The 26,973-nt window shown below is 44.1% G+C and carries 14 protein-coding genes and 3 pseudogenes; 10 read left to right on the top strand and 7 right to left on the bottom strand.

Annotated features, from left to right (window positions below):
- Positions 1–96: 96 nt before the first annotated feature.
- Positions 97–5,193 carry a hypothetical protein gene (locus LJD61_RS07955; RefSeq protein WP_255227000.1) on the top strand — a complete coding sequence of 1,699 codons (5,097 nt, stop codon included), beginning with the start codon at positions 97–99 and terminating at the stop codon, positions 5,191–5,193.
- A gap of 155 nt (positions 5,194–5,348) precedes the next feature.
- Here the strand turns inward: LJD61_RS07955 and LJD61_RS07950 are convergent, their stop codons facing one another.
- Genes LJD61_RS07950 through LJD61_RS07925 form a run of 7 tightly spaced genes read right to left on the bottom strand, consistent with a single transcriptional unit; the run spans position 5,349 to position 13,612 of the window.
- Positions 5,349–6,068, bottom strand: a complete 720-nt coding sequence (locus LJD61_RS07950; RefSeq protein WP_255226999.1) for a response regulator — start codon at positions 6,066–6,068, stop codon at positions 5,349–5,351.
- Positions 6,061–8,766, bottom strand: coding sequence for a sensor histidine kinase (locus tag LJD61_RS07945; protein WP_255226998.1), 2,706 nt, complete (start codon positions 8,764–8,766; stop codon positions 6,061–6,063). Before LJD61_RS07945 ends, LJD61_RS07950 begins: the two co-directional genes overlap by 8 nt.
- A gap of 37 nt (positions 8,767–8,803) precedes the next feature.
- Entirely contained in the window at positions 8,804–9,364 is a 561-nt protein-coding gene (kdpC, locus tag LJD61_RS07940) for a K(+)-transporting ATPase subunit C (protein ID WP_255226997.1), read from the bottom strand.
- A gap of 11 nt (positions 9,365–9,375) precedes the next feature.
- A complete protein-coding gene (gene kdpB, locus LJD61_RS07935) occupies positions 9,376–11,433 on the bottom strand; it encodes a potassium-transporting ATPase subunit KdpB (protein ID WP_255226996.1) in 2,058 nt (685 codons plus the stop codon).
- 10 nt (positions 11,434–11,443) lie between these two features.
- A complete protein-coding gene (gene kdpA / locus LJD61_RS07930) occupies positions 11,444–13,132 on the bottom strand; it encodes a potassium-transporting ATPase subunit KdpA (protein ID WP_255226995.1) in 1,689 nt (562 codons plus the stop codon).
- On the bottom strand, positions 13,129–13,218 hold the full coding sequence (gene kdpF / locus LJD61_RS20725) for a K(+)-transporting ATPase subunit F (RefSeq protein WP_408615047.1): 90 nt from the start codon (positions 13,216–13,218) through the stop codon (positions 13,129–13,131). The genes kdpA and kdpF overlap by 4 nt, the downstream gene beginning before the upstream one ends.
- A gap of 7 nt (positions 13,219–13,225) precedes the next feature.
- Positions 13,226–13,612, bottom strand: a complete 387-nt coding sequence (locus tag LJD61_RS07925; RefSeq protein WP_255226994.1) for a hypothetical protein — start codon at positions 13,610–13,612, stop codon at positions 13,226–13,228.
- Between the two features lie 441 nt (positions 13,613–14,053).
- Between LJD61_RS07925 and LJD61_RS07920 the strand changes: the two genes are divergently transcribed.
- The 9 genes and pseudogenes from LJD61_RS07920 to LJD61_RS07875 all read left to right on the top strand — a co-directional run bounded on the left by LJD61_RS07920 (position 14,054) and on the right by LJD61_RS07875 (position 26,770).
- Positions 14,054–14,713: a pentapeptide repeat-containing protein gene (locus tag LJD61_RS07920; protein WP_255226993.1), complete on the top strand. Its 660-nt coding sequence runs from the start codon at positions 14,054–14,056 to the stop codon at positions 14,711–14,713.
- Positions 14,714–14,819: 106 nt separating this feature from the next.
- A pseudogene (locus tag LJD61_RS07910) lies at positions 14,820–15,565 on the top strand (response regulator transcription factor).
- Positions 15,520–15,651 (top strand): annotated as a pseudogene (locus LJD61_RS20720) (ATP-binding protein); the annotation flags it as partial. The pseudogenes LJD61_RS07910 and LJD61_RS20720, both read left to right, overlap by 46 nt.
- Before the next feature lie 76 nt (positions 15,652–15,727).
- Positions 15,728–16,720, top strand: a complete 993-nt coding sequence (locus LJD61_RS07900; RefSeq protein WP_255226992.1) for a D-alanyl-D-alanine carboxypeptidase family protein — start codon at positions 15,728–15,730, stop codon at positions 16,718–16,720.
- Between the two features lie 77 nt (positions 16,721–16,797).
- On the top strand, positions 16,798–18,756 hold the full coding sequence (locus LJD61_RS07895) for an insulinase family protein (RefSeq protein ID WP_255226991.1): 1,959 nt from the start codon (positions 16,798–16,800) through the stop codon (positions 18,754–18,756).
- Positions 18,757–18,943: 187 nt separating this feature from the next.
- A pseudogene (locus tag LJD61_RS20715) lies at positions 18,944–19,129 on the top strand (C40 family peptidase); the annotation flags it as partial.
- Between the two features lie 165 nt (positions 19,130–19,294).
- Positions 19,295–20,158: a helix-turn-helix domain-containing protein gene (locus tag LJD61_RS07885; RefSeq protein ID WP_255226990.1), complete on the top strand. Its 864-nt coding sequence runs from the start codon at positions 19,295–19,297 to the stop codon at positions 20,156–20,158.
- A 107-nt stretch (positions 20,159–20,265) separates the two neighbouring features.
- Positions 20,266–21,132, top strand: a complete 867-nt coding sequence (locus LJD61_RS07880) for a helix-turn-helix domain-containing protein (protein ID WP_255226989.1) — start codon at positions 20,266–20,268, stop codon at positions 21,130–21,132.
- A gap of 103 nt (positions 21,133–21,235) precedes the next feature.
- On the top strand, positions 21,236–26,770 hold the full coding sequence (locus LJD61_RS07875) for an InlB B-repeat-containing protein (RefSeq protein WP_255226988.1): 5,535 nt from the start codon (positions 21,236–21,238) through the stop codon (positions 26,768–26,770).
- Positions 26,771–26,973 lie beyond the last annotated feature (203 nt).

The following is a 26,973-nucleotide window of genomic DNA, read 5'->3' as shown; positions in this document are numbered from 1 at the left end:
ACCAACAATTTTATAGACAAACGCATTTTACGGTTTGTTTTACATAGCACACTAAGCTTGATAAAAACTTAAAATTATTCTGAAGGAGGTTTTTTAATGAAAAAACTGCTGGCATTTGTGTTGGCCTTTACAATAGCTTTTTCTGTCATGGGATATGCGCCTGGCTATGCGGCTTGGGGTGTAAGCCCTGAAGCGAGCACCCTCGCCGATATCGGCATGCTGGAAGGCGATGGCCACGGAGTTACATGGGAATATACCCAAAAGCAGATGAACAGATTTACTGCAGCCATATCCATCCTCAAGCTGAGAGGGCTGTATGAAGAGGCATTGAACTATGGAGGTACTGCAAATTTTGCAGACAAGAATGAGGTATTGTGGGCAGACGGCCGGGCCATACTGGCTTACCTCAAGGCAAATCCCGACCTGGGCTTCATAGGAGACGAGAGGGGACGTTTCGGACCCTATAACAATATAAACGAGCAGGCATATTACAAGGTCCTGCTGGAAACTCTGGGCTACAAGCAGGAGGTAACAGGGGTCAAAGGAGACTTTACCTGGGACAGCACTCTGAAATTTGCAGAGTCTATAGGCTTGAAGCCATCCAAGGAAGCAAAGTTTACCATAGATCTGCTGTCCAAGGCTACTGTATCGGCTTTGAAGGCAAAGACTAAAGCCGGAAAGGTTTATATCAACGTTTTAGTAGACGCAGGCAAGATCAGAAGATCCACAGCCATCTCTGCCGGACTTATGAAGGATATCATAGATGTGGAGGCAAAGAGCGCAAAGGCTGTGGGAAATACAGTGATAGAAGTGGTTTTCACCAAAAGCATAGACAGATATGATGGAGAAAATCTGGATAATTACTCTGTCCAGGGCTTGTCAATCAAGTCTGCAGACCTGATCGGAGCAGATACGGTAAGGCTGACGACAGCGAGCATGAGCGCAGGAAAGCTGTACACATTGAACGTGGGCAATACAAAGCTGAAGTTCACCGGAGTAGCAAAAGCATCAGGCTCACCTAGGATAAAAAATGTCAAAAGCGAAGATGTTGAGACAGTTGTTATTGAGTTTGACAAGGAATTGGATTTTGCTTCTGCCACTGATGCTTCAAATTACAGCATATCAGGTATTGATGTGGTAAAGGCAGAGCTGGAAGGCAAAAAAGTTACTTTATCCACTTATGGCTTGGTAGGAAGAAAGCAATATACGGTGAAGGCGACAAATATAAAATCCATCGACGGTGTGGTTTTAAGATCTGACAGCAGATCCTTTTACACCAGATTGGACACTACCGCTCCTTCGCTCAGAGATGTTAAGGCCGAGACAAACCAGCGAGTGGTAATAAAGTTTTCCGAAGCTATTACCAGAGACTCGGCAGAAGATGTGGGCAACTATCTGATAAAAACCGGCGGTACAGAGCTGGGCATCTTGGAGGCCCAACTGGTTGGGGATGATGAAGATACGGTGGAGCTCACCACAGAGACCCAGAAAGCCAGTGCCAGGTATGAACTGAGCGTAGAGAATATAAGCGACAAGACAAAGGCTGCCAATGTGATGAAAAAAGCGGCTAAGAAAACCTTCTACGGCATGAGGGTGGATACTTCCGCACCTCAGCTTTCCAAAGGCGATCTCAAGGCCTTGTCCAGGAACTATATCCAGGTGGTATTCAGCGACAGCAGCAGGTTTAATGAAGCTACCGTATTGGATGCAAATAATTATGAGATTACCAGGAATGACAGGTACAAGGAAAGCATCTATGTAGAGAGCGTGGAAAAGGCATCCCATGCAGATGGCAAATACAAAGTCATGCTTCGCGTGGAGGATCTGGAAGTAAACAGCTCTTATACTGTGACGGCTTTTAACATAGAAGACGAATTCGGCAACGTAATGGAAAAGAACAACAGCGGAACCCTGAGGGTATCCCGGGATGATTTTGCGGCAGCTACTGTCAAGAATTATAAAGTAGTGGGCGGCAATAAGATTGAGATATACTTCACAAAGCCCTTGGATGAGAAAAGCGCTGAGGATATCGCAAATTATGAGATAAATAACGATATAGGCTCTCCCATAGGGGCCGAATATGAGGATGAAAAGGTTACGCTGGAGACCGCATCCATGACGGAAGGAAAGATATATAAGATAAATATAGACGGAGTGGTGGATGCTACAGGCAATAGATTGAAGCTGAGCTTTGAATTTAGAGCCATAGCAGGGGAGAATGACCAGCAAGGCCCTGAGCTCCAATATGTCTATACAGTGAATAAGTATGTAGTGGCTGCAGTGTTTGATGAGCCTGTGAGCTATACAACAGGCGGCAGTGATGCGACGGCTATGGTCTTAAAGGCCGGGGACAAAACCATCAAGCTTTATGCCAAAGCCACAACAGATGATGGAAGGACCATAGAATTTTCCAATGTGGAAGAAGGCAAAACTCTATCGGCTTATGGAGCTTATACCATAGTCAAAGAAGATTCCTTAAAGGGCATAAGGGACAAATCGGTGAACAGGAATGCTTTTGACAGGAGCTATTCATGGGATTATGGCATGGATATATACGGCAACGATGAGGATCCCGAGGTTCCCGAGATATTATATATCACCCAGAGGGACGGCAAAACCTTTGAACTGGAAATGTCAAAGGAAGTAGTGGTGAAAAACAGCAAAGCAAGCACAATAGGCAGCCCTTCCGCCACCTTTGATGTAAAAGTGGAAAGAGAAGATGATAAGCTGGTGACCTTTACTATCAGCTCCACTAAGTATATTGACAACAACAAAGACTACAAGGTAGATTTGAGCAAGGTATTGACGGATAAGCACGGCATTAAAGCTCAGAATACCGATAACGGCTACACCATGCTCTACGGCGAATACAAAGATGAGGATAAGCCGTATATACTCACTGTTACCGCTATAGACAGATTGACAGTAGAGATCGAGTATAACGAGGCCATAGGATATGAAGGCAGATATACCATAAAGAATGCGGATGATTATAGCAAATATAAGACTATAACCAATTCCCTGAAGAAGATCGACAAGAACAAGGTCATATTGACTCTGGGCCAGCCTCTTGAGGGAAGATACGAATACATTCTGATAATAGATTCCCAGGCCAAAGATTTGGTAGGCAACATCAGCGAAAATATAAGGGGAGAAGAATTCTACTTCACTGGCACAGACCTGGCTCCCGTCAAAGTGCCTGAGATGGATGATCAGATTGCGGCAGATGCGGTTATCAATAAAATAGCCGCACTGCCCACGGATATAAAGCTTGCAGACAAAGAAGCGGTGGAGGATGCGGCAGCCAGATATAATGAGCTGACATCAAAGCAAAAGCAGCTGGTCACCAATTACAGCAAGCTGTCTGAGTCCCAAACGGAGATATCCAGATTAGCGGAAGAGCAAAGAAAGGCGGAAGAAGCAAAACGCTTTGAAGAGGAGCAAAACAGGATCAAGGAAGATAAAGCAAAAGCAGCGGCAGTGGAAAAGAAGATCAATGATCTTCCAGTGGCAGAGATGCTAAAGCTGGAGAACAAGAAGGCCATAGAAGAAGCAAGAGAAGCATATAAAGCTTTGACAGCCGGACAGCAGGCCTATGTAACTAACTATACAAAGCTTGAAAATGCTGAGAAAAGAATAGCAGCATTGGAAGAAGAACAAAAGAAAACTGAGGAAGAGCAAAACAAGATCAAAGCTGATAAAGAAAAAGCAGCGGCGGTGGAAAAGAAGATCAATGATCTTCCTGCCATAGATATATTAAAGCTGGAAAACAAGAATGCTGTAGAAGAAGCGAGAGAAGCATATAAAACATTAACAGCTGAACAGCAAGCCTATGTAACTAGCTATACAAAGCTTGTAAATGCAGAGGCAAGAATAGCAGAATTAGAAGAAGAGGCAAAACACCTTGAAGAGGAAGAACAAAGAATTAAAGAGGATAAAGCAAAAGCAGCGACAGTAGAAGAGAAGATCAATGCCCTTCCAGCGATAGAGATATTAAAACTGGAAAACAAGAATGCTGTAGAAGAAGCAAGGGAAGCATATAAAGCATTGACAGCCGAGCAGCAAGCTTATGTAGTAAATTATCAGAAGCTTGTAGAGGCTGAAAGAAGAATAGCAGAATTAGAAGAAGAAGCAAAGCGCCTTGAGGAAGAAGCAAACAGGATTAAGGAAGATAAAGCAAAAGCAGCGACAGTAGAAGAGAAGATAAATGCTCTTCCCGAATCCCTGGTACTTGAAAATAAGAAAGCTGTAGAAGAAGCAAGAGAAGCATATAAAGCATTGACAGCCGAGCAGCAAGCTTATGTAGCAAATTATCAGAAGCTTGTAGAGGCTGAGGCAAAAATAATAGAATTAGAGGAAGCTAAACAACAAGAAGAAGAGCGAAGAAAAGCTGAAGAAGAAGCTAAAAAGGCAGCAGAAGCTGCGGCAGAGTATGCAGTAAAAGCCTTTGAAGCTGCAGCCGGAGAAGAAGGAATAGGTGTCCAGTCAGCAGCTCTGGCAATCCGTGTTCAAGAGCTGAAGAACTCCCTTGCTGTCTATCTGGGACCTCCTGCAGCTCCTGAAAAAAGATCTATTGTGAATATGGCAATGGATGCAGCGAAGAGGACTTCGGATCAGGCTGAGGCAATGATCCAGTCAGCCAGAGCCTTAGAAGCTCCTGCCTGGGAGGCTGTGGGCAATCTTGAGGAAGGCAGCTTAAAGTCCGCTTTGAATGGAAGGATTGCAGCAGCAATAGCTAAGATTGAGAAAGCAGCGGAGACATCAGAACTTCTCAACGGCGAAATATTGACAGTGAAGGACGTCCTTGACGTTGAAGATGCAAAGGCATGGCTTACAGCCGAGAAGTTCCAATTTGGTCCGGTATACCCTGCGACTTCGAATGAGCCAAGAATTCTAGCTCTCAAGCCCCATGCAAACGGAGCAATTTACAAATATATAGAAGTAGGCAATATGGTCGATGGAAAGTTTGTAAAATATGATGCTAAGAGAGATGGAAGTAGTTCACTCTTAGAAATTATGAAAGAAACCGGCAATGTAAAGGTCACAAGAGATATAGCTGATGCTGACATGATACTGAAGGTTGAAGTGGCAAAAGGAAGCAGCGTTGGAATGAAGCTGTTCAAGATAAACATACCCACAGATCCAGCAAAGCCTGTGACAATAGAGGCAGTGCAAGAAGCTACGGCTAAATAAAAAGCATAAAAAAAGAGGTTGTCTCTTTAAGAGGCAGCCTCTTTTACATGGGAGGAGCATAGCAAACAAAATAGCATACTGCTATAGATATTTCACAAATGCAAGTTAAAGCATTGATGCTATAAAAGAGATCATAGCCGGGCATAAAGTTGACATTATTGCAATTCCTCAACCATACGGTACCCTACACCAACCTCTGTAACAATATATTTTGGTTCAGCAGGATTTATTTCCAGTTTTCTTCTTATGTTTGCCATGTTAACCCGAAGTGCTTGTATTTCACTTGAATAGGTTTCATTTATATAGGGCCCCCATACTTCCTTTATAATAAAATCATGGGTTAGCACTTTACCTATATATTTAGAAAGCAGCACGATGATTTTATATTCAATAGGAGTAAGATGTATTTCTTTTCCGGCAACTGATACAATTCTTTTGCTATAATTAATTTCCAGATCTCCTAAGGTAATTTTATCGGCTTCAGACGGGCCTCCAATGGAAATCTTTTGATGATGCCGGAGTGCGGTTCTTATTCTCGCCAACAGCTCAGAAGTCCCAAAGGGCTTTGTAATATAGTCATCTGCTCCTAAATCAAGGGCTTCCACCTTCTCACGCTCATGACCGCGGGCCGATACAACAACGACAGGTATATTCGTCCACTGCCTGATTGTTTTTAATACTTCTATTCCATCCATATCGGGCAAGCCTAAATCTAGTAGAATCAAATCAGGGCAATAAGAAGCTGTCATCGAAACAGCCTCCTTTCCCTTTGCTGTTTTAATTACATTAAAATCGTTTGAAGATAGTATTGCGGAAATAAAGTTGCATATGCCTTCTTCATCTTCCACTATTAGAATTGAAGTTTTATTATCCATAGCTTTCACTTCCTCCCAGCGGCAGTGTAAATTTAAAAACTGCACCGCCTTCTTTTTTATTGGTAGCTTCCATTTTACCATTATGAGCCTTTATAATGGACATGCATATGGACAGGCCTATTCCCAAGCCTCTTGATGAGTCGGAGCTTCGTTTCCTGTTTGGACTATAGCTCTCAAACAAATGAGGAAAATCCTGATCTGAAATTCCTTCTCCATGGTCAACTACTTGAAATACAGCGTCATTACCGTCTTTTTTTACTTCCACTTCAATAACAGAATCCTCCGGTGAATGCTTGACAGCATTTTCAATAAGGTTTATGAGGACCTGTTCAATCAGAGTCCCATCCATGGGAATCATCAAAAGTTCATCGGGAGCTTTTGCAGTAATCTTACGGTTTTGAAATCTTTTACGAATGCGGTTGATGGCTTCGGCTACGATTTCTTCAGCAGCCTCCGGAGTTTTTGTGACATTCATAGTCCCTTCATTGATACGTGTAACAGAAAGGATATTCTCCACCATGCGGATAAGCCACTGGGAATCCTCTTTAATATTGGAAACAAGCTTATCATGAGTCTGTTTATCAAGGCAATCGCCGCTTTCAAGTATGGCGGAGCTTGCACCTGAGATGCAGGTGAGCGGGGTGCGCAGATCATGGGAAATTCCTCTAAGCAAATTACTTCGCATTTTTTCCTTTTCCGATTCGATTATTATCCGCCGTTGTTCATCGGATAAGCATTGGCGCTCCAAAGCCATTGCTACTTGTGAAGCAAGCATATGCAAAAATGCACGGCTGCTTTGGCTGAGCTGTCCCTTAGCACAGGATAAGCCAATTACTCCCAGCACGTTTCCTTGTGAGATAACAGGTATATAAAAAGCACCTGCTCCCATAAGGGTATCCGTACCCGCACCTGCGTATTTTTGATTGATGAATACCCAGTGGGCGACAGCACGCTCATCTTCCGATAATAGGAAGGAGGCATCCGGGTCTGCGGATGACTGCATAAAAGCATATTTTGAGCTGTTCTCCGGGTCTTGCGTGTAAAAAATTGCGGAGCGGTCAAAGAGTTTTGTAATATAGTCATTTGTCAGGTTCATTATATTTTCAAGTCCTCTTGTTCCTAAAAGTTTTTTATTAATTTCATACAATACCTCCGTACGGTGTTCTCTTTCTACGGCAAGACGTGCATGTATTTTTATGCGGATGGTAAGGGCACTTGTTATCAAAGCCACAAGGAGCATTATGAAAAAGGTGATAGGATATCCGGGCTGTATTGCATTAAAGGTATAATATGGAATCGTAAAAAAGAAATTAAATGCAAGCACACTTAGTACGGAAGCAACAACACCATAAATATATCCCATTGTGATCCTTGAAATCATAAGTACGGACAGAATATAAACCATTATAATATTTTGATCGCCGATATCAAAAGCTTGAAGAACCATGCAAAATAGGGTGGCTGCAGTTAAAAGCCCAAGGGTTTTCAATGCATCAGTCCATGAAAAAAGCAGATTCTGCTTTTTTGCTCTTCTCTTTGGATTCCGATAGTTTTTTTGTGTCGTATTACCGGGGATAATGTGTATTTCTATGCTGGGTAGGAGAGAGATAAGTTTATCCTCAAAATCTGTTTCAAACAGGCTTTTCAGTGTTTTCTTATTCCTGCTTTTCCCTATGACAATGTTGGTAATGCCTGAAAGCTTGGCATATTCTGCGATAATGGCTGCAATATCATCTCCGTTCAGTGTTATTATCTCAGCACCCAATCGCTCGGCCAGATCAAGATTGATACGAATGTTTTTCTTTTCTTCTTCCGTAAAATAGCGGCTCTCCATGTTTTCTACATAGGCGGCTATCCATGGTGCATGAAAGGCTTCAGCTGTTCTTGCCGCCCAACGGATGCACTTGGAGGAAGACGGTGAAGAACTGACACAAACCAGCAGCTTGATGCTGGCCATTTTTTCTGTCATACGCCGTTCGTTCTGATTTTCATGGCTGATTCTATCCGCAGCCTTGCGCATAGCGATCTCACGCAGAAGGCAAAGATTTTCTCTGGTAAAAAAATTTTTCATAGCTGTTTTAGCTCTTTCAGGTTTGTAAATTTTTCCTTCATCAAATCGTTTTAGGAGTTCGTCAGGTTCGATATCTATGAGCTTAACATTGTAGGCATTGTCAAAGATATAGTCAGGGACTGTTTCGCGAACAGTAACTTTTGTGATATCCTGAACCAAATCATTCAAACTCTCAATATGCTGAACATTTATTGTTGTGCAGACATCAATTCCGGCATTGAGAAGCTCTTCTATGTCCTGATATCGTTTTTTGTTGCGAACTCCCGAAGCATTGGAGTGAGCAAGCTCATCAACCAGAATAAGTTCGGGCTTCCTGCTGAGTGCCGCATCTAAATCAAATTCTTTCAGTTGAATATTCTTGTGATTTATGATCTTTGGAGGCAAAACAGGCAATCCGTTTAGCAGCTGCATTGTTTCAGGCCGGGTATGGGGTTCTACATACCCGGCCACAACATCAATACCGCTTTTTAACTGATTCTGGGCATAATCAAGCATAGCATAAGTCTTGCCTACACCGGCTGCATAACCAAAGAAAATTTTAAGTTTACCTGTTTTTACGGATCTGTCGGCGCCGATGCTTTCCAGAATAGTGTCCGGATTGGGACGCTGTTCATAATTATTTACCATAAAACCCCTCCTTTTTAAGTATGTCATTACACTGGCTCTAAAGCAAGCCATCAAGTGATAAATTCACTTTTAATACATTTACAGCCGGTTCACCCCAAAATCCCAGGAATCTTCCCGTGGTATATTTGCTTATAATTTCTCTGATTGCATATTCACTGAGGCTTCTTTCCCTTGCAATACGCGAAACCTGATACTCAGCTGCCGCCGGTGTAATATTAGGATCAACGCCGCTGCCTGAAGCAGTAACCAGGTCCATAGGAATTTCCGCATCATTATCGGGGTCAAAGGAATGCCACCAATCGATTCGTTCCTTTACAAGCTTTTCCTGTTCTTTGCTTACAGGTGACAGATTCGTTGTACCCATGGGTCTGCCTATTAGATACTCCGGCTTCGTAAACTCTTGAGCGATCAAAGCAGAACCATAATCTTTGCATGTTCCGTCTCTTAGTGTGATAGTAATGATGCTGCCATTAGCCTGAATAGGGAATACTGTCTGAGCAATAACGGTAACGATGCCCGGATAAATGATCCCGCATAGTACTGTCATGATGATGTAGCACAAAAATACCTGCTTGAGAGCCTTAAGATTTTTTTTCACATTATTTCACCTCACACAAGACCGCATGCGGTCAGTACTATATCAATAAGCTTAATTGCTCCAAAGGGTGCAAGAATGCCGCCTAACCCATAAATCTGCATATTCCTTTTTAAAAGCTTTCCGGCCGGCATTTCATCATATTTTATTCCCTTCAAAGCCAAAGGGATCAGTGCGACGATAATCAGTGCATTATATATAATGGCTGACAGGATGGAACTGGTTGTATTTGTCAGTCTCATGAAATTGAGGGAGTCAAGTTGAGGATAAATGCCAAAAAACAGTACAGGTATGATAGCAAAGTATTTTGCTACATCATTGGCAACACTAAAAGTGGTCAGTGCTCCCCTTGTCATTAGCAGCTGTTTCCCTATCCTTACGATATCAATCAGCTTAGTTGGGCTTGAGTCTAAATCCACCATGTTTCCGGCTTCCTTGGCAGCTTGTGTGCCTGTATTCATCGCCACTGCCACATCTGCTTGTGCAAGGGCCGGCGCATCGTTAGTACCATCGCCTGTCATAGCTACAAGATGTCCCTTGGCTTGATAATTACGAATAAGATTAAGCTTTGCTTCCGGCGTTGCTTCTGCAAGAAAGTCATCCACACCTGCCTCTGCAGCGATGGCTGCAGCGGTCATAGGATTGTCGCCGGTTATCATGATGGTTTTTATGCCCATTTTTCGCAAATCTTCAAATCGATCTTTTACACCGTTTTTTATGATATCTTTGAGGTAAATAATACCTAATACCTTATTGTTCTTAGCAACCACAAGAGGTGTTCCCCCTTCTCCGGCAACTCGTTTGACGATTTGATCGCATTCATCCGGATAAATTCCGCCTTTATCCAGCACAAATTTTTTTATGGCTTCGGCAGCACCTTTTCGGATTTCATTGCCCTGATAGTCAATCCCGCTCATTCTTGTTTTTGCAGAGAATTCCACGAATGCAGCGCCTAGCTTGGACAGATCCCTTCCTCTGAGGTTGAAGCGGTCTTTTGCCAGTATTGCTATGCTTCTTCCTTCAGGAGTTTCATCCGCAATTGAGGAAAGCTGTGCAGCATCGGCAAGTTCATGCTCTGTCACTCCGCCTAAGGGGATAAATTCGCTTGCTTGTCTATTTCCCAGTGTAATAGTACCTGTTTTATCCAATAAGAGTATATCCACATCTCCTGCAGCTTCGATAGCGCGTCCGCTCAGAGCCAGCACATTGGCCTGATTCAAACGGCTCATGCCGGCAATGCCGATGGATGAGAGAAGGGCTCCAATAGTTGTGGGTGCCAAACATACAAGCAGTGCAATTATATTAGTTATGGAGACGGCGGAACCTGCTTCAGCCTGTTTGCTTGCAAAATCTGAAAAGGGGAGCAGTGTTGCGGTTACAGCAAGAAAAATAACGGTAAGAGTTACAAGCAATATCCGGAGCGCAATCTCATTGGGAGTTTTCTTCCTGGAGGCACCCTCTACCATGGCAATCATTTTATCGAGGAAGCTTTCCCCCGGCTGGGCTGTTACCCGAATAACCAGCCAGTCGGATACCAGAGTAGTGCCTCCCGTTACAGCACTTTTGTCACCGCCGGATTCACGTATGACGGGAGCGGATTCGCCTGTGATTGCACTTTCATCTACCGATGCGGCTCCTTCGATTACTTCTCCATCCATGGGTATTTGTTCACCGGCTTTTACATATACAATATCTCCTTTTTTTAAGGTGTTGGACAATACTTCCTCATAATCTTCTGCATCAGCCGCCGATTTCAGTTTTTTGGCTTTTACATCTTTTCTGGACTTTCTCAGGGTGTCGGCCTGAGCTCGGCCTCTGCCTTCAGCCATGGCTTCCGCAAAGTTGGCAAAAAGCACGGTAAACCACAGTATCAAAGCGATAGCAAGTGTGTAGAACGGGCTTTCATCTTTGATACCGGCAAAAGATAGCAGATATAGCATCGAAGTTAATGCAGCTCCTATATAGACTACAAACATTACGGGGTTTTTAATCTGAGTTTTTGGCAAAAGTTTAACGAAAGACTGCTTAATTGCATCAACAAATATATTTTTTTCTAAATTTTTACTATTCATATAGCTCACCTCATTTAACAGTGGTAAAATAATCCGCAATGGGTCCTAATGCTAAAGCAGGAAAAAAGGTAAGTGCACCTATTATCAGGATTATTGATATTAACAGTCCTACGAACATAGCATTGCTTGTGGAAAGTGTCCCTTCGCCCGGGGCTACGGTCTTTTTACATGCAAGGTTTTCTGCAAGATATATAGCTGCTGTCATAGGCGCAAAGCGTGCTATGAGCATAATGATTCCACCTGTAATATTTGTAAAAACCGTATTAGCTGCATAGCCTCCAAAGGCGCTGCCGTTGTTATTTCCCATAGAAGTAAAGGCATAAAGAATTTCAGAGAAGCCATGGGCTCCCGAATTTGTCAGCCAAGAAGGCGCCTCAGGCATTAAGACTGCGGCAGCTGTTCCCAATAATGTAAAAAGCGGCGGAACGAGTACTATAATACACACCATTTTCATATCAAAGGGTTCAATTTTTTTCCCCAAGTATTCAGGAGTACGACCAACCATTAATCCTGCGATGAATACGGTAAGCAGGACAAAAGCCAACATCCCATAAAGTCCGCTGCCTACACCTCCGAAAACTATTTCGCCAAGCTGCATCAGGAACATGGGAATCATGCCGCCGAGGGGTGTAAAGCTGTCGTGCATGGAGTTAACAGAACCATTAGACACAGCGGTAGTTGCGGCGGCCCACAAGGATGAAAGTCCCACGCCATGGATAATTTCCTTGCCCTCCAAGTTGCCGGATGCTGCCGCATCATCAAAAACGGGTGCTGTATATTGTTCACAGAAAGTAACAGCAGCAAGGCATATAACGAACAAGATGAGCATCGCCGCATAGATTGCTTTGCCTTGCTTGCTGTCCTTCACCGCCTTACCGAATGAGACACATAGCCCGGCAGGTATCAGCAAGAGTGACAAGCATTGAACCAAGTTGGAGAATGGTGTAGGATTCTCCAATGGAAAGGCTGAATTTGCTCCGAAAAAGCCGCCGCCGTTTGTACCAAGCTGCTTTATGGCAATCTGGCCTGCAGCCGGGCCTAAAGGTATGGTCTGAACCGCACCGTTTTCCAGCAAAACAACATCTTTATAAGGACTCAGGGTTTGGACCACGCCTTGAGAGGCAATAAGGAGCGCTGTAATTAACGAAAGAGGAATCAAAATATAGAGTGTGGTCCTCGTCAAATCCGTCCAAAAGCTTCCGATGGTTGTTTTCTCTTTTAAAATCAATCCTCTCATCAAGGAAAACAACACGGCAATTCCGGTTGCTGCCGACACAAAATTCTGAACGGTCAGTCCCAGTGACTGGGATAAATAAGACAGAGCAGTTTCGCCTGAATAAGCCTGCCAGTTGGTGTTGGAAACAAAGCTTGCTGCCGTATTGAAAGCAAGATGCCAGCTGGTTCCCTTAATTCCCTCGGGGTTAAGAGGCAAAATACCCTGAAGCATTTGCAGCACCCAAAGAAAAACAAGGCCGATGCTGCTGAAGCCAGTTACTGAAAAAGCATATTCTTTTGCTCTCATTTCCTTGTCGGCTTGAATTCCCATCAGCTTATAGATCCTGCTTTCCATGGGAAAGAGCAAAGGAGTCAAGAAAACCTTCTGCCCTGCCATAACTTTATACATATAAATTCCCAAGGGAATAGACAGTATTATTAATATGACTATATAAAATATATCTTGCAGTATAAAATAGGTCATAATTTTTCACCTCTGAATAAAACATAAAATAGGTAAACAAACAATCCCAGTCCAATAAATGCGGAAATTGCTAAAACCCTTTCCATATAAAAATCACTCCTTTTTTTTCTTACACAAATGCATTACAGGGTTATCATAATATGCAGGGTACGTATCTTCAGTTTCCTCTTCCGGCTGGTCACCAAAATCAATAGGGATTCTTTTCAGGTAGTACTCAAAGGTCGATATACGCTCCAGATTCCGAATTGCAGGCTTATATGTTGGATCAAGGGCATAGGCTGCCCTATAATGCTTGCGGGCTAGATTATCTTTCATTAAGAGCTCTTCAAATATACCATACAAATTGTGAACAACAGAAGAATGCGGATTTATAAGCATAGCTTGCTTGATACTTTCTTCTGCCTGTGGATAGCTCCTCTGTTTTAAGGCATTTATAGCCGATTGGATGTAATTATCGTATGGCTTTAAATTATCTGTCATGGGTTTCACCTCACTTAATTTTCTTTAAGGACTATAAGCATTAATCTCCAACCATTGAATGTCTCCTATCAATTTAATTATAATTATTTCTTCATAAAGATGGCGTAAAGGGGAAATATGGTGAGATAAAGAATGTATAAAGAAGAGCTTGAGAAGTACACCCAAATATTATATCTTTAGTGTATAGCAGGCAAAATGCCGTTAATATAAATGCCGGCCGGATAATTGCCGTATCAGCAGCATTATACTTTCTATCAACATATTTAAATGTACAAAATATTCATAGGCTAGCAAAGGGGAAAAAGAATTGTATTAAGGACTTGATAGATAGGATTGAATAATATAAAAAAATCAGATATATGAATTTTTACAGCTATGAAATGCAATATATTTCATCTGTATCTACATCAAATTCAAATAAAATACTAAGGAGACTTCAAAATGAATAGCAAGCAAGCTCTTTCACCAATAATCAAGCCCAAATTCATAAGGGGAATCGAAGACACATGCACGAGAGCCATTGAAATCGAAGACGAAAGCAGCATCAGGGATATCTATATATCGGATTGCAAAGTCGATAGGCAGGCAGCTGATCAAATAAGCTTTGAAGGTGTGATTTTCAATAAAGTGGACTTCAAAGGTGCTAGATTTAATTCTCTGGAGCTTACAGATGTAAGGTTTGAAAACTGTGATTTGTCAAACGCAAACTTCAGCGGTGCAATTATTCATAGGACAGAGTTTATAGATTGCAAGCTTGTGGGCATGAACCTCAGCGAGGCAACGCTCCAGAACATTTATATGAAAAACTGCAATGGTAAATTTGCTGTAATGAGTTTTATTCGAATGAAAAATGCGGTATTCTCGGATTGTATGTTTGAAAACAGTAACTTTCAGAGCAGTATCTTTAATAAGGTGGAGGTCAGAAAGTGTAATTTCAGACTGAGCCAGATGTCAGGAACCAGCTTATCAGGAATAGATTTGACTGATTCTGATGTTGAAGGATTAGGTATAAGGCCTGAAGATCTTAGAGGTGCGATAGTTTCCCCTATGCAAGCGATAGACTTTTCAAAATTATTAGGGCTTGTTATAAAAGCTTCATAAGCTGCGGTGGGTATGTGTTAATTGGCCTTATTACTGTTTAACAATATATCGGCATAAGGAAGGAATAATATAGTAGAATAATAGGGATACGGAGTGATTAAAAAATATGATTGCAAACATATTGGTTGTGGATGATGAGCAGTCTATTGCAGACTTGATTGAGCTATATCTGAAGAATGAGAATTATAATGTTTTCAAATTTTATAATGGGCAGGATGCTCTGAATTTTATCACTGAACTAACCCGCTCTAAGACCCCCGCCTCTATAGGCGGCGGGTACCAAGAGCGGCTAAGTCCAGTATGGACTCGACTAACATTCAGTGGGGGTTGAATCCCCCTCTGAATGAAGTCTCGTTCAATGAAAATGAAAAACCGGATATGGCTATTCTAGATGTGATGCTTCCTGATGTGGACGGCTTTTCAATTTGCCGGCGCATTCGTGAAAAACATAACTTTCCGGTCATCATGCTAACAGCTAAGGATGAGGAAATCGACAAGATTACAGGGCTTACGCTAGGTGGCGACGATTATATTACTAAGCCCTTCCGGCCGCTTGAATTAATTGCCCGAGTGAAGGCGCAGCTCCGCAGGTTTACCAAATACAATACTGTCGAACCGCCACAAGAGCAGAAAATAATCGAGTTTTCCGGTCTGATTCTGGATAAGAACACCCATGAATGCATGCTTAACGAAAAATTGCTCTCTCTTACTCCTACAGAGTTTTCTATTTTATGGGTACTGGCTTCCAACCGGGGACGTGTGGTAAGCTCTGAGGAATTTTATCCTATATTGACACCCCAGGGAAAACAGGCGGTGCAGGACTGGGCCTATCTATTGCAAAAGAAATTGTAACAGCTCATAGCGGCAGTATTTATGTACAAAGTGACGACGTTCAGACTATTTTTACAGTTATTCTGCCCAGCATAAGAAAATCTTAAGCTTTTCATAAGCCGGAATTAAAACACAACTCCTTCATTTATGGTTCAATAGACCATATGAAGGAGTTGTGTTTTAATGAGTCGAAAAAGAAAACCCAAATATATCAGAATCTTTGTTTTAACTTTGTTCATTGTCTTTTTGGCAAATGGAGCCTATAAAACTGCCAGTAACTTTCTGCCGTTTATTTTGAGCAGGCCATTTAGGGGTATTTCCTCTCCATTACGGGGTCCGCAGTCTCAAGACTCATCGCCGGCAGGTATAAAGGAGCCGATAAGCCTCAACTCTATAAAAGAAGAGCTGTACAGCCCATATGCAATACTGATTCGCCTTAAGGATAATAAGGTAGCTTTTAGAACCAGGAGTGAGGAAAGAATCTATCCGGCATCTCTGACAAAAATAATGACTGCAATAATAGCAATGGAGAATATTTCTGATCTGAAGGAGTCGGTTATTCTTCCGGAGAACATTTTCCCGAGTCTATATGCAGCTAATGCTTCGATGGCGGGATTCTTGCCCGGTGAGAAAGTTACTGTGATTGATCTACTGTATGGAACGCTTTTGCCTTCAGGCGCCGATGCTTCCATGGGACTTGCTCTTCGAGTTTCAGGTTCAGAAGATGAATTTGTAAAGCTGATGAACAAAAAGGCAAAGCAGCTTGGTATGAATGATACTCATTTTACAAACGTATGCGGCCTTTACGATGATAACCATTATACTACAGTAAAGGATATTTCCGTGCTGCTTGAATATGCGCTGAAAAATAAAACATTTCGTGAGGTTTTTACTTCTGCACGCCATTCCACTGCGGGCACCAATATGCACCCCGATGGAATCACTTATTACAGTACTATGTTTGAAAAAATGGATACCTATGAATTTGACGGGGGAAGGATCCTCGGCGGTAAAACCGGCTATACCCGTGAATCCGGCCTGTGCCTGGCCAGCTTGGCTGAAAAAAACGGAAACGAGTATATTTTGATTACCGCAGGAGCTCCAGGTGATCATTTGACAAAACAGTATCATATCATGGATGCATTTATGGTTTATGGGAAGTACCTAAAAAAATAAGATATCCATAAGAAAATCTTAAGATATATATAAGTGATTATTTAAACACTGCCTTAGATATTCTGGATTATCTCTTGATGACAGATGCTTCACCTTTTAAAAAGGCAATTATTGATAGTAAGGCAGGCACTCCTTATACTACGGCAGGCAGCGGGAAACAGCTCAGCTGGAGTCTGATAATGGAAGCTGATGAGGATTATGGCAAAGAAAAGCTTCAAAGAACTGTTCGAGGGATACTGACTGATATAGTAGAAAACGGTTTTGATCAAGAGCTTTTAGAGTCAGTATTTAATTCCTATGAAATGACAATACGTGACGATGTGATTTCTAAAGATAAAGGCCTTAGAAATATTATTACAGCAACAGATGCCTGGTTATATGATGAAAGCTTTGAAGAAGCTTTTTCTAAAAATGCTCAAATTGGTAAACTGCGAGCAAAAAGTAATGACAAGTATTTTGAGCAGATAATTCAAAAATATTTTTTGGAGAATAATCATTCATCTTTAGTAGTCTTAAAGCCAAAGGTAGGCCTGCAGGAAAAGCTTGCAGAAGATTCTAAAAATAAATTTGCAGAATTAAAAGCGGGCTTATCTCAGGAAAAAATGAATGCAATAATTAAGGAAAACCAGGACTTCTTAAAATGGCAGGAGAAGACTATCCAAGAAAGAAAAGCAGCAGAGAATAATCTTGCCGGATTAAAAAAAGAAACGGAAGACATTCCGACGATCATAAAGGAAATTAATGGGGTTAAGGCCTTAAATCATTCTATATTTACAAATGGTATAGGCTATATACATTTTTACTATGATACTAAAAAGGTTAGCCAAGACCGGCTGATGTATTTAATCTTATTAACTAAACTTCTTGGAAGAGTTGATACTGCAAGCTACGGTTCCTCCAAACTGGATAATATGGTGAAAACCTATACAGGCGGTATTGACTTTGGTATTTATGCTTATGAAGACAGTAAGAAGCATGGCGAATATTATCCTAAATTGCAGGTATCCATGAGCATCTTAAAGGAAAATCTCGAAAAAGGATTTGCTTTATTAGGTGAAATAAAGAATAACAGTAAGTTTAGTAATAAGGAAGAATTACATAAATTAATAAGACAAATAAAGTCTTATAATAAATTTGAATTAGAAAACAATCCTTTATCGTATGCTGCATCTCAGGCTTTATCATGTCTTTCACCCAAGGAAAAGTACAACAGCCTGAGTTCTATTCCTTTTTATATGTTTATTTCAGATATAGACGCCAATTTTGAGTTAAAGGCCGATGAGATAATAAGGAATCTGGAGGAAGTAAGCAAAATTGCCTTTGATAAAGAAAACTTGATTGTGAGTTATACAGGTGGGGAAAATGATTTCCTTCAGTTTGAAAAGACCCTGGAAAATTTTATAACTGAGCTGAAGATTAATAATCTGCCTAAGCAAGAATATGAATTTGAATGTTCTGAAAAAAATCAGGCTTATACATCGCCGGTCAATGTTCAGTATATAACCAAAGCCGGTGATTTTAAGAAGCTTGGCTATGAAGAAAGCGGCAAGCTTGCCGTGCTTAACAGAATAATAGACAAATATCTGTTTGAGGAAATCAGGCTTAAGGGCGGCGCCTATGGGGAAGGCGCCTGGATAGATGAATCCACAATTGTTTTTTATTCCTTTGATGATCCTGATTTGAAAGAAACCATTAATGTATTTAATAATGCCGGCCTTTTTTTAAAAAGCTTTAATCCAAGCCGTGAAGAAATGAATAATTATATATATAAATCAATAGAATACATAGATTTTGAACTGGAACCAAAAAACAAAGGATGGGTATGGGACAGAATGTATATAACAGGGAAAACAAAGCAGGATATACAAAAATATCGGGATGAAATTTTTGATACAAAAGCAGAAGATATAAGGAATTACGCGGAATTAATCGATGAAATTATGAAGCAGAATAATTTATGCGTAATAGGTAACGGCTTAAAACTTAAAGCAGAAGAAAGCATGTTTGACAGCATAAGTGATGCTTTAAACAAATAAGTTCAGATGGAGTTATAAACTCCATCTGAACTAAGAACACTGCTGATAAAACAAAAGAAGCTAATCTCCTTTTTGTACGAGCACATATTTTTAGATTACGATATGATTTCACCATAGCACAAGAAGCTGGGGGTTACTTATATGGCATAAGAGTTATAAACGGAGTTGGGGATAACCTTATCAGTGGGGCGGGACAGGCCCAGATAGTTATGACTGTTCCGGATTAGTATACTACCTGTTTGGCAAGCTTGGTATAATATTGCCAAGAGTAGCAAGGTCCCAAGCAAAGGTCGGAGCGTATGTATCCAAGGAAGATTTAGCATATGGAGATCTGGTATTTTTCCCAAGGATGGGGTCAGGCTTGAATAATTAACTTCTTCGTCATGGATATGAGGATAAACAAGAGAATGAATAAGTTAAAATAACTAATGAATCATATCAATATTTCGAAAGTGAGCAATTTTATGAAAGCATGCATCTTACTATTATGGTACAATTAACCATATCTCAAATGAAATCGGTGCAAAGGAGGTGGAGTATGGATAAGTATGTTAACTTTGTGAATCAGATTCCCAAAAACATCATGGAGAAGGTTGAAAAGTGCTTATGCAGCGATGTTGCGCTTTTCAGGCCAGAAACCTTTATTGCAGGGAAGCTTATGCATTCAGAGGACTTTCATATGATTATTACATCGACAACTCCACCCGACACCTATGTAAACTGCAAGCTGCAAAGTTTCAGCAGCGGGAAAATTGTTGTTTTCAATCCGGGAGATACCATACTTTGCACCGGAGAAGGAGTAAAGAAGCGATACCTTTCACTGCTCATAAAGCCTGGGTTCATCAATAGAACAGCGGAAGAAATGGGGCATTCAGGCCCGGTAAGGTTCTTAAAGATTCTAAACCCATATTCGGGAGAACTGATGCAAGCGATCAGCACCTTTGACAGGGAAGCGGAACGTGCTGACACTTTTCCTCTGATGTTGGATTGCCTAGCCGCGCAGATCGTTGCTTTGCTTTTGCGGGAGTTTAAAACGAATTTTAAAAGATTTCCTGAAAAATCTCCTGATATGGACACCTGCATCGCCCTGTCTGTGGAATACATGGAGGCATTTTACAATGCAAATATCAAGATTGCAGATATATGCGACGAGATCAATATCTCTCCCTTTCATTTTATACGGACCTTTAAGAAAAAGATCGGAGTTTCTCCCCATAAGTACCTGCTGAAGATACGCATACAAAAGGCCAGGGAGTTTTTGAAATCCGGCAGGTACTCCGTTTCGGAGACGGCGATGCTGTGCGGTTTTGTAAGCATGCCTCATTTTTCAAGCACTTTCAAAGATATGACAGGGTATTCTCCTGCCGAATATAAAAAGAATATCGGTTCAGCCTTAGAATAGCAATTTTTAGTAAGTATGATGAGCAATTATTCCAAAAGAATAGTTGCTTTTTTATTTATACTGGATGTGTTGGGAAAAAGTAGCAATACGAAGTGAGGTGAGGTGAAATGTTATGGTATCATACCTGCGAAACACATCCTGACGCAATCATTTATAAGCTTTCTGAGAACAGCTTGGTTTTGAGCATAATAAGTGCCCAACAGCGTGTACTCCTTGAATGGGGAGAAATATCCGACTGCTATGACTTTTTTATACCTTGGGCCGGAGAGATGTATCTCCGTGCAGGCTATACAAGCCTGAAAATAGAAGAACCGGAAATGGTATGCGTCAATCCCTGGCAGCTGCGCCGGCTTTTGGCCTGTGGGAAGGATTCAAGCCTCATAAGAATAACATGCAAGGCTGCATATATCAACAGCTTGTATTTAGAGCTTTACGGAAAATGTCTGAACAGATTCCGGAATCAGCCTATCCCTGTTGAAAACCGAGTATATACGGTCATTGACAATCTGCTTTGTGAAAGCCGCGTTGAGTCTCCGGGGAAACATCTCATGCTGGATAATCTAATCTATGAGCTTTTCATCAATGTTTTGCGGCATGCTGTACTGGCAGCTGCAGTAGTGGAAGAGAAGCAAGGCTTGTGCTTCGCTTCAGCCGAAGCCATTGTACGATATATTCAGAAAAATTATGATAAGCCCATTACGAGCAAAGCCATAGCGGAGCATGTCAACATCAGCAAGTGCCGCATGTCAAGACAGTTTAGAGAGTTGGTAGGCATTAGCCCCAGGGAATACCTGGCGGAACTCCGAATAGCAAATGCAAAAAGAATGCTTGTGGAAACCGATTTGGATATCTTGAAAATTGCGGGTCTTTGCGGCTTTGTAACCCACAGCCATTTTTCAGATGCTTTCAAAAAGAAAACCGGATTATCTCCGGGAGCCTTCAGAAAGCAAAGCCGAGTATCTCCAATAGCATAATCAAGAAAAGGTGCTATGAAGAGAATTAGAGATTATATGACTGCGATATAAACGAGACTTCATTGAGTGTTACAAAATGAAATCTTATATGGGAGGAATCATAATGATGAAAATAAATAGAAAAGGGCTTTCTAAGTTTCTTGCCCTGCTTTTGGCACTGGTCATATTGATGACCATGACCATGAGCGGAGTGAGTGCCTATGCCCCGGGGGGAGACGCACCGCCTGCATATCCGGCTTCTTTGCCCACTGTCTCAGAGGCTGTATATGGTGACACCACGCCGCCGGCTTTTGCTGAAGGGGGTTTCCCGAAGAACAACCCGCAATCACCCGGATCGCGGCAGATTTATATTTACTTTAAAGCGCAGGAACCGTCTTATTATCATGCTGTTCTGTTGGAAAATAACGCTGTACCACCCAATAAAGAGCAGGTTGCGACCGGAACGGACGCGGCGGATCAGGCGGCTATAAAGGCTTTTGGCAGCAAGAGCATGGCCACCGATATGACCATTTCCGACTTTGTACCTCAGCATAGCACTGATTATGACGTCTATGTGGTGCTGAGAGATGATGCCGGCAATCTGTCGGAGCCGGCAATGGTGGACTTCCCTTCGCCGCCGCCCGCAGATTTGCTTGCTTCCGGCTATCCCATGGCGGGGGCTGCCCAGCCGGATGGCAGCAAACAGGCAGAGGTAAAGGTTAAGCTGCAAAATATTGGAGACGACTATAAGGGCAAGGTATATTGGGTGCTCCTGCCTGAGGGCGCCGCCCGACCAAGCATTGAACAGGTTGCAGCCGGCACAGACGGCGACGATGCTGCCGCAATCGCCTCAGGGAGCCCGGAATTCAGTCCGGGAAGCGAAGAGAACTTTCTTGTAACCGGAGCTGCCGGAAATATACAATATGACCTCTACATGGTGGTAGGCGACACTAATTACGCCAATCCGCTGGGTCGTTGTACTGACGTTATCGAGCTAAAGGTAACTACCCCGCCGGATATCGCAGGGGAAAAGCTCTGCGAAACCGGCGGCACGGAATATGCGACACTGCAAGAGGCTGTGGAAGCGGCGGGTTCCACAGCAACCATCAAGTTGCTCAAAAGCTTCACAACCGTTCAAGGTGTTATCATCGACAGGAAACATATCACCTTTGACCTAAACGGACATACCCTCACGATTGATACAACCGCCAACGAAGGGCTCAAGGTGACTGAGGGAACCGTGGCGCTTGCCGGCGTTGGCAAGCTCAACGCCACCGGCAAGCTTTACGGCGTATGGGCGAACCAGGGCACCGTTACGATTGACGCCGCCGCCAGCGGCAACGACGGCATCGGCGTTTTCGCCATGGGCGGCTCTAAAGTAACGGTGCGCGGCAACGCCACCGGGCAGAACAACGGGGTTTATGCCACCGATTCCGGTACCATGGTCACAGTAAACGGAAACGTCACCTCCACAGATGGGCAGATTCAAGGGGCGGTCTATGCCCTGAATCAGGCCGAGGTAATTGTAGGGGGCAATGTGTCCGCTACCTCCGGCTACGGTGCTCATACCTCTGACAGCGGCGTCATCACCGTGGAGGGCGACATTTACGGCATCCGCGCCGGCGCGCTCACCGAGGGTGCGGGCGGCAGCATCACCGTTAAAGGCGACCTCTCCTCCTACAACCACTGCGCTGTCATTACAGGCGGCAGCAGCGGCAACATCACGGTGGAGGGCGCCGTCACACCCCAAGGCTCGGCCAGCTATGTGCTAATCAACAACGTAAAGCTGGCACAGAATGAGGGCGCGCCCGATCCTGCGAAGCCCGGCTATCTCAAGTACAGCAATTCCGGCGCCACAGGCGTCGTATGGGTCAAAGATCCGTCCTCCGTCATCGCCGTCTCGAACGTGACCGAGCTGAAGGCGGCGCTGACCAATGTGGTCAGCGGCGGCACCATCCGTCTGACGGCGAACATCAACTACACCGAAAAGATCGTGGTGGACACGAAAAGCTTCACCCTCGACGTGGGAACCTTCACCCTCAACCTCAATGTGTCCGCGCCCGGAACGGCGGTGTACGCGCTGGAGCTCAAGAACAGCGGCAATCTTGCCCTGGCGGGGACCGGGGAGTTTAATATCAACGTGACCGGCGCTAATACCTCCGCGGGCGTCTATGCCAAAGCGGGCTGCTCGGCCACGGTCACCAACGTCAAAGTCAATGTCGCCAACGGATCGGCCTTCGGAGTCTATGCCAACGGCAACGGCTCCCAGATAAACGTGTTGGGAGATGTGGAGGTCACCGGCACGGAAGGCGGCTGCGGCGCGAAGACCTGGGGTACCGGACAAATCCGAATCGAAGGCATCATGACCGCGCCCATTTATATCAACCTGAACAGCGTTTACAAGGCCAAGGGCTCGGGCGAAGTGGACAACGGCTACCTGAAATATTCCGCCGTGGCAAACGGGCCGGGGATCGTTTGGGTTAAAATCGCGCCAGCGGTCTGCGAAATCGTAGACGGCGCACAGTATGACAACCTGCCCGAAGCGCTATCCGCCGCCGACGGCAAGACCATCAAATTGCTGGATGATATCTCGTTTGATAAAGCCGTTTCCGGCGACGGTGCTGTTAAGATTGATAGCAAAACGATAACGCTTGATCTAAACGGCCACAGTCTCAGCATCTCAAATTCGTTGGGACATGGTCTTGCGGTGGTGAATAATGCCAATTTGAGCATAACTGGCACAGGGGATTTGAGCCTTAATGCTAAGTTTGCCGCATTGTATGTTACAGCATCCGCCTTTAGCTCCGGCGGCAATATCAACGCAAGCCTGGAGAGCAGCAGAACTGTGGGAATTGACGCCTCCTACCAATCCACTGTGACTGTCCAAAAGGGCTCCATCACAGGTGCGTCGGGCGGCATATACACCATCGGAAGCAACAACAGTGTTTCTTTCAACGGGTCAATCATCGTAAACGGCCAGCCCGCATGGGAGTGTCACGGCATAAATCTAAGCGGCAATTATACCGGCAATATCGTCCAGGTGAACGGTGATATCAACATCGCCAGCGGTCTTGGCGCGGGTATCTATGTGGAAAACGGCGGCACCGTGACGGTGGGAAGCCAGCAAAATCCCGCCTCGGTGACCAGTACCGGCAGCGCCGGCATCTGGACCCGTCAGGGTTCTACCACATCCGACATTACGGTCTACGGCGATGTAACGGGCAAGGCACGCGCCATTCACGCCACCGGCGATGCCGATATCAAGGTGCTCGGCAACGTCAAATCTACCTCGACCTTGGCGTCGGTCTTTGCGGTGGAGGGCTTGGCCAACTCCGGTGATACCATCGCTATTGCCATCACCGGCAACGTGGAGGGGCCAAACGGGGTTAAGTACCACGGCAATGACGGTACGATTTCCGTCACCGGCAACGTGACCGCCACCGGCAGCGCCGGCGATACAGTGGGCGTTTACGCCTCCTACGGCTCGGTGTCGGTGACCGGGAACGTAGCTGCCCTCAACGGCATCGGCGCGGAGGCAGGCGAAAACGGTGAAATCACCATTGACGGCAAGCTTTCCGGCAAGGTGTTTGCAAAGGTATATTATACAATAAAGACGGAGAACGATAAGACTCTTCCTACCACCAAGCCGGGCTATCACACCTACAGCAAAGATACTGCAATTGTCTGGGTAAAGGAAAGCACTTCGGTACCCAAGCATGCACTGATAGTAGTAAACGGTACAGGCAGCGGCAGCTATGAGGAGGGGACTGCCGTAACCATTACCGCAGATGCGGCACCCGATGGACAGCGATTCAAGGAATGGAACATTACTTCATCCGTTATTTTTGTAGAAAGTACGAGCAAAACCAGCCAGACGGCAAAATTCACTATGCCTGCTCAGCCAGTTACAGCAACAGCTATCTATGAAGCTCTGCCCGTGAATACCTATTCAATCACCGTCCAGGATGACGGTAACGGTACGGCAAGCGCTAACGTAATTTCCGCACAGGCGGGTACGGAAATTACCATGGCCGCCACGCCTAACATCGGTTATCGCTTCAAGGAGTGGCAAGTTATCAGCGGCGGGGTGAACATCGTAGAAAACAAATTCACCATGCCCGCAGAGAACGTAACTGTAAAGGCAATCTTTGAACCAATTCCCGCAGCACTCTACAATGTGGCTGTAAATGGCAGCTATGCGGGAACCAGCGGGGCGGGAAGCTATGCACAGGGCGCTGCCGTTACTATCAACGCAGGCAGCCGAAGCAACTACAGCTTTGCAGGCTGGAGCTCTTCCGGCGGTGTGGCCTTTGCCGATGCCAACAGCAGCACCACTACCTTCATCATGCCTGACAAGGATGTGACTGTCACAGCCGCATGGAGATACAGCGGCGGCTCAAGCGGCAGCGGTGAATCCTCCGGTGATAAGGGCGGCTCTGTTTCTTCAGCTGTGCCTGAACAAAAGCCTGCAGCCCGAGTGCTGGACTCAAATAAAGACGTTATAAAAACAATTCCCATAATAATGGATAAAAGTAAGGGAGTTTTCACAGCCGCGCCGGATTCACCCTCTTTGACCGCTGCATTTGATAAATCAAAGGCAGATGCCCAAGGTGTAAGAACAATAAAAATTGATATTCCTGATATGAGCGGGGCAAAAGCATATGAAGCTGTGCTTCCGGCAAGCTTTTTCACCTCGGGGAACGGAAAGAAAAGGATTGAAATAAAAACCGGTATCGCATCAGTAGAAGTGCCTGACAACATGCTGACGGATACGGCGGGGATGCAAAAGGTATCTCTAATTGTGGCAGCTGTCGATAATGGCAGCTTGCCTGAGAATATAAAGAAACAAATAAATGGCGGGCCTGTAATGGACCTGAGCATGAAGATAGATGGCAAGCAGATATTGTGGAATAATGAGGATGCCTCTGTGAAAGCAGCCATACCCTACAAGCCTGCAGGAGAGGTAACTGGCAATTTGGAACATATAGTCATCTGTTATATTGACGGCAGCGGCAATATGATTACGGTTCCAAACGGACGGTATGATCAGACTGCCGGCACCATGACCTTCAGCAGCACCCGTTTCGGCCGATACGCAGCAGCATATGTTTACAAGACCTTTGATGATCTGAGCATGACGGAATGGGCAAGGAAGGCAATTGAGACAATGGCCTCCAAGGGCATCCTGACCGGTACCGGGCTCAATACTTACTCACCTGCCGGCAACATCACCAGAGCCGATTATCTTGCTTTCCTTATAAAGACTCTGGGATTGACAGCCAGCTTTGAAGACAACTTTGAGGATGTAAAGTCAGGCGCATATTATTACGAAGCCATAGGAGTCGCTAAGAAATTAGGCATAGCTGCAGGCAGCGGAAATAATCAGTTTAAGCCTCAGGAGAGCATTTCAAGGCAGGACATGATGGTGCTGACAGCCCGGGCACTGGAAAAATTCAAAAAATTTAAGGTCATGGGAAATACCTCGGCGCTGGATGGATTCAGCGACAAGGGAGACATCTACGATTATGCCGCAGAAAGCTTGGCAGCACTGGTCCGGGAAGGTTTGATCACAGGTTTCGGCAATAAGCTGAACCCTCATTCCCGGGTGACCCGTGCCGAGGCTGCAGTATTCCTATATCGCATATACAATAAATATTGAACGAGACTTCATTCAGTGAGGGATTCAACCCCCGCTGAATGTTAGTCGAGTCCATACTGGACTTAGCCGCCCTTTGGAACCCACCGCCTGTAGAGGCGGGGGACTTAGGGCGGGTTAGTTCAGTGTTAAAAATGTTTTAAGGGGCTGTCCTTCGGGGCAGCCTCTTAAAACATTCTATATCGCCTCTATGCTCATATGTTTTG

The organism is Lutispora saccharofermentans (assembly GCF_024363565.1).
Lineage (GTDB): Bacteria > Bacillota > Clostridia > Lutisporales > Lutisporaceae > Lutispora > Lutispora saccharofermentans.
Note: the sequence above shows the minus strand (reverse complement) of the source record. Positions and strands in the feature narration are given on the sequence as shown.

Coding starts and splice junctions, on each gene's coding strand:
- LJD61_RS07885 (WP_255226990.1), top strand. CDS start 19,295: ATGGATAAGTATGTTAACTTTGTGAATCAGATTCCCAAAAACATCATG.
- LJD61_RS07880 (WP_255226989.1), top strand. CDS start 20,266: ATGTTATGGTATCATACCTGCGAAACACATCCTGACGCAATCATTTAT.
- kdpF (WP_408615047.1), bottom strand. CDS start 13,218: ATGGAAAGGGTTTTAGCAATTTCCGCATTTATTGGACTGGGATTGTTT.
- kdpA (WP_255226995.1), bottom strand. CDS start 13,132: ATGACCTATTTTATACTGCAAGATATATTTTATATAGTCATATTAATA.
- LJD61_RS07925 (WP_255226994.1), bottom strand. CDS start 13,612: ATGACAGATAATTTAAAGCCATACGATAATTACATCCAATCGGCTATA.
- LJD61_RS07875 (WP_255226988.1), top strand. CDS start 21,236: ATGATGAAAATAAATAGAAAAGGGCTTTCTAAGTTTCTTGCCCTGCTT.
- kdpB (WP_255226996.1), bottom strand. CDS start 11,433: ATGAATAGTAAAAATTTAGAAAAAAATATATTTGTTGATGCAATTAAG.
- LJD61_RS07900 (WP_255226992.1), top strand. CDS start 15,728: ATGAGTCGAAAAAGAAAACCCAAATATATCAGAATCTTTGTTTTAACT.
- LJD61_RS07955 (WP_255227000.1), top strand. CDS start 97: ATGAAAAAACTGCTGGCATTTGTGTTGGCCTTTACAATAGCTTTTTCT.
- LJD61_RS07895 (WP_255226991.1), top strand. CDS start 16,798: ATGACAGATGCTTCACCTTTTAAAAAGGCAATTATTGATAGTAAGGCA.
- LJD61_RS07920 (WP_255226993.1), top strand. CDS start 14,054: ATGAATAGCAAGCAAGCTCTTTCACCAATAATCAAGCCCAAATTCATA.
- LJD61_RS07945 (WP_255226998.1), bottom strand. CDS start 8,766: ATGGTAAATAATTATGAACAGCGTCCCAATCCGGACACTATTCTGGAA.
- LJD61_RS07950 (WP_255226999.1), bottom strand. CDS start 6,068: ATGGATAATAAAACTTCAATTCTAATAGTGGAAGATGAAGAAGGCATA.